This is a genomic window from Promineifilum sp. (SeqCode) (genome assembly GCF_041918635.1).
Taxonomy (GTDB): domain Bacteria; phylum Chloroflexota; class Anaerolineae; order Promineifilales; family Promineifilaceae; genus Promineifilum.
Genome location: NZ_JAYRVJ010000419.1, coordinates 1 through 4935 on the forward strand (window position 1 = coordinate 1; position 4935 = coordinate 4935).

The window sequence follows — 4935 nt, forward strand, 5'->3', positions numbered from 1 at the left end:
ATCGACCAGTCCGACTCCATGCGCCTGGTCAACGACCAGGACGGCAAACGCTTCGACGCCGCCCAGACCATCGTCGACTACCTGGGCAACCACGCCATCTGGCTCTGCCGCGACCAGACCGTCACCCACCGCGTGGCCGTCATCGGCTTCGGCGACTACCCCGTCCAGACGCCCGGCAGCGGCGTGGACAACCCGTACCAGGAAGACGTCGAAACCTACCTGACCAGCCAGAACGTGCCCCCCGCCCACGACTTCCAGGCGTGGCGCGAAGACCGGCTGACCATCCGCGCCCCCATCGACGCCGCCAAGTCGGGCCAGTTGGGCGCCACCGACCCCTACTCCGGGCTTCTGGCCGCGCGCGACCAGCTGGCCGCCTGGCGCGCCGAACCGCTCGACGACCAGCCCCGCCGCCAGTCGGTCATCATCATCACCGACGGCGAGCCGTGCCTCTTCGCCCGCAGTTGCGGCCAGGTTCCCATCTACAACATCGACCCCGACATGACCGCCCTGGAAGAGTTGACCGACCCGCTCGACGCCACCTTCCCCTGGGTGGGCAGCGACAACCCCAACAGCGTCCACATCTCCCTCATCGCCATGTCCCAGCGCGGCGGCAGCATGCAGGATCGCTTCTTCGACGGCTGGCACGCCATCACCCAGAGCCACGGCGGCAACGTCTACAGCGCCAACGACGTCAACACCAACCTCAACACCATCGTCACCGACATCCTCAGCCCCGTCAGCGGCTCCGGCATGCAGGCGGTGGCCTGCAACACCGACGTCTGGGTCAACCCCTACACCGACAACCTGGTGCTCATCTACGCCTTCGGCCTGAACGAGACCGATCTGGGCCAGGCCATCATCAACATCGACACCGGCCGCGAGCAGATCCAGGTCGTCGGCGGCGTCGCCACTTCCGACGCCGTGCGCATCCAGGAGTACATCCCCGACGGCCGCAACGAGTACTACGTCTTCCAGCCGCCCGTCCCCGGCCGCTACAACATCACCTACAGCGGGGCCGACCCGACCAACTGCCAGAGCCTCATGGACATCCGCGCCCAGCGCAAGCCGGTCGTGGGCGACGTCGTCACCCCCAACGAGCGTTCCTCCTTCCCGGCCACCACGCCGCCCAGCGAGATCGTGGCCGAGAAGTTCCGCGTCGAGCTGTTCGAGACGGCCGCGGCCGGAGAGCGCCGGCCGCTGGTCGAATTCCCCGACTACCCCATCGCGGTGACCGCCTCCGTCGGCGGCCCCGGCGGCCACAGCCGGGAGTACGTCTTCCAGAAGGTGGAGGACGGCGTCTACGAATCGACCGAGCTGATCCAGTCGCCGGCCGTGGGCGAATACAACTGGGCGCTGCGGGCCACGGTCGAGACGCCCAACCCGGCCGAGCCGGAGATCGTCGTGCTGGAGGCGGACGGCCGCTTCACCGCCACCGAGGTCACCCCCTTTGGCTTCGCCATCACCCGCCCCGCCGCCGGCCAGACATTGCCCCTCAACGACGTGGACGGCCCGCGCCAAAGCCCCATCGCCATCCCCGTCGCCATCGAACTGCGCGACGCCGCCGGCGCGCCGGCCGACATCGACACCTACCTGACCGACGAGGCCGGGCTGTTCACCGCCTCCCTGCTGCGCGGCGACGACGTCGTCGAATCCGTCCCCCTGACGCGCGTCCCCGGCTCGGCCAGCGAATTCGCCGGCGAACTGACCAACAGCCAGGCCGGCCAGATCGTGGCCGCCGGCGACTACACCATCGAGGTCACCGCCGACTGGACGCCGCAGCGCTACAACGCCCTGCTGCACGCCCCCACCACCGCCTCCGAGGCCGTCGCCATCCGCCAGTTCGAGGTGACGCCGCTCGACCTGATGATCACCTCCCCCCTCAGCGCCACGCTCCACCAGGCCAACTGGTGGGCCAGCGCCCAGGGGAAGTTGCAGCCGTACGAATTCCACATGCAGATCATTAACGCCGTCAGCGGCGAGACGATGGCCCTGCCCGACGTGCTGGCCGACCCGGAGGCCACGTTCGAGGCGGCTGTCGTGCCTCCCAGCGGCGACGCCTCCTTCTTCACCCTGGAGCCGCTCGACAACGGCCAGTTGCGCGCCGCCGGGGCCGGGCTGGACGTGGCCGAGGCCGGCGCCTACCAGGTGAAGATCGACACCGCCGCCATCCCCCTGCAAGACGGCTTCGCCTGGGCCGCGCCGGAGCGCACGATCGATTTCAGCCGCCAGGACACCACCTGGACGAACCCGCTCACCTGGCGGGTCATCCTGGGAACCATCATCGGCTTGCTGGCGCTGATCATCGGCTACCTCATCTACCTGGCGATCGGCGGGCCGACGGGCAAGCTGAGCGTGGTCGAATATCGGCGCGGCCAGCCTGTGCCCGTCGATGGCGGCGGCCCCTGGTCGCTGCGCGGCAACCCCCGCACCATCAAAATCCGCAACGACTGGTTGAAGCAAAACCAGATCAAGGTGATGAAGGTCAAAAAGACCAAACCGACCGACGACGAGGCGGCGCGCGCCGTCCACGTGCGGGCGCTCGACGCCAAGGGCGGCCTCGTCTACGAGGGCACGCTCAACGCCGGCGAGTCCGACGCCTTCATCGAGGGCGACATTCACTACGAGGTCTAGGCCCGGCGCGCCGCCGCGCGGGCAGAGCGAGAACACATCAGGCCGGTTTCCGGCGCAGAGGAGAACATCATGTCACGACCAGGATTGATTATAGGGCTAGGCGGCACAGGGCAGTGGGTGCTGACGTGGTTGAAGCGCGACCTGCTGACGGCCAACAACGGCGTTATGCCGGACAACATCAAGCTGCTGTCCATCGACACGGCCACCCAACTGGAGGCCGGCGCGGAGCGCGTCACCGCCAGCGGGGCCAAGGAGGAAGGGGCCGAAGTCGGCGGCGTGCGGCTGGAAAAGGACGAAGGAGAGTTCATCTACATCGGCGGCGACTCCCGCCCCCTGGCGCTGGAAGTGCGCGACGGCGTCTACCCCCAGATCAACAAGTGGTTCCAGGCCCAGAACTGGCTGGCCTCCCAGGCGCCGGCCGTCTTCATCCTCGACGACGGCGCGGGGCGCATCCGGCAGTTCGGCCGCCTGGCCGTCTACAAGGACGTACTCGGCAAACAGACCGGCTCCGTCATGTGGCGCGCCTTCCGCTCGGCCATCCAGGGCGTCCGGTCGACGACCAGCGACGCGCGCCGGCTGGAGGTCATCATTGTCGGCTCCTTCGCTGGCGGCACCGGCTCCGGCATGTTCCTCGACGTGGCCCTCATCCTGCGCATGCTGGCCCAGCAGTTGGGCGTCCACCACGTGCTGCGCGGCTTCTTCGCCCTGCCCAGCGTCTTCACCAACGCCCCCGACGCCGACATGCAGGCCCGCACCTTCGCCGCCTGGCGCGAGTTGAACCGCTTCATGGTCGTGAACCCCGACTTCCCGATGCCCCTCATCGAGTACGCCGAGGACGACCCCCAGTTCGCCATCCACCCCGACCAGCGCATCTTCGACGCCTGCTACCTGGTAGACGGCAAGCGCGGCGGCCAACCGCTGGCCGAGGAGGCCAAGTACGGCGTCTTCCCCATGATGGCCGAGGTCATCAGCGCCATTCTGGACGAGAACGCCGGCCAGGCCTACACCCAGTGGATCATGACCAACCTGGCCCCGGAATACGCCAAAAGCCCGGACATGCCCATGTACAGCGCCATCGGGGCCTACACCGTCCAGGTTCCGGCCCACTTCGTCCAGGAGGTGTCGAGCCACGAATTGGGCCAGCAACTCCTGCTGCACCTGTTGCAGCCGCGCCAGGCGCCGGACAAAAACGAGCAGTTGCCGGCCAGCGGGGCGCAGCGCCACCTGGCCCTGGCCGCGCCTGACAAGAATCAGGAGGACCGCGGCTTTGCCGGCAGCCAGCGCGCCCACGACTTCTTCACCAGCGGCGCGCAATACGGCAGCCAGTCGGCCAAGCCGACCCTCTTCCTGGGCCGGGCCGCCACGCTCAACGAAGACGCCGCCGGCGCGGGCCGCTGGCCTGACGTAGTGGAGCGGCTGGCCCGCGCCGGCGGGGCCGCCCCCGGCCGCTCCGGCTCCGGCGACAGCTGGGTCACCTACTTCCCCGACCTGGGCGACGACCCCAACTTCGTCGCCACCCAGAAGCACGTCGAAGAGTTCACCCGCTACCGCGTCCCGGCCGCCTTCGGCCGCGGCGAGAAGGAGTCGGTCGAGGAGTTCCACGCCAAGCTGCGCAAGATCCCCGACACCCTGCGCGTCAAGTTCGGCGGCCTGACCAGCAGCGGCGAGGAGGTCGAGACGTTCTACGGCGAGTTCGGCGACGCCCTGCGCGAGGTGCAGCGCGTCCAGCTCATCATCTTCCGCAACCTGCTGCGGCTGCGGCTGGGCGACATGCTGATGGGCCGCTCCGACAACCCCGTCGAGGCCCGCGCCGGCAAGCTGGGCTACGCCCGCGACTACCTCAACGGCGTGGCCGCCGAGTTCGAGCAGTTCCTGCGCCTGATGGCCGACGCCCGCGCCCGCCGCAATGAGATCAAGAACGAGATCAAGCTGGCCGGCCTCTCCAAGCGCGCCGAACAAATGATGCTGGCCAACGCCAACAAGCGCCTCTTCTGGCTGTGGGAACACCCCAGCGTGCGCGGCTCGGAGGATGAGTACCTGAAGGCCCAGGACCGGCTGATGGACGTGCGCCGCGAAGACATCCTCCACGTCTTCGTCCGCGAGACGGCCGAACTGATGAAGCGCCTGGTCGAGGAGGCGCGCGAGGCGCTCGACGGCTGGATCCGCCACCTCTCCACGGGCGACACCGCCTCGGCCCTGCCCGGCCTGTGGGATGGCGTGCTGGCCGGCAAGCGCGCCGTCAAGAACGCCCACGACTTCGACGCCCGCACCCCCAAGGTTCAACAACTGCTGAAGGACGCCCCC

The 4935-nt window shown here is 68.7% G+C and carries 2 protein-coding genes; both read left to right on the forward strand.

What is annotated here, in order from left to right; genetic code table 11:
- Window positions 1–2631 (forward strand): vWA domain-containing protein (locus ACE3UY_RS13040; protein ID WP_374687945.1); only part of this gene is annotated, 2631 nt, incomplete at its 5' end.
- Between the two features lie 69 nt (window positions 2632–2700).
- Window positions 2701–4935, forward strand: a 2235-nt coding sequence (locus ACE3UY_RS13045) for a tubulin-like doman-containing protein (protein WP_374687946.1), incomplete at its 3' end; no start/stop codon positions are given.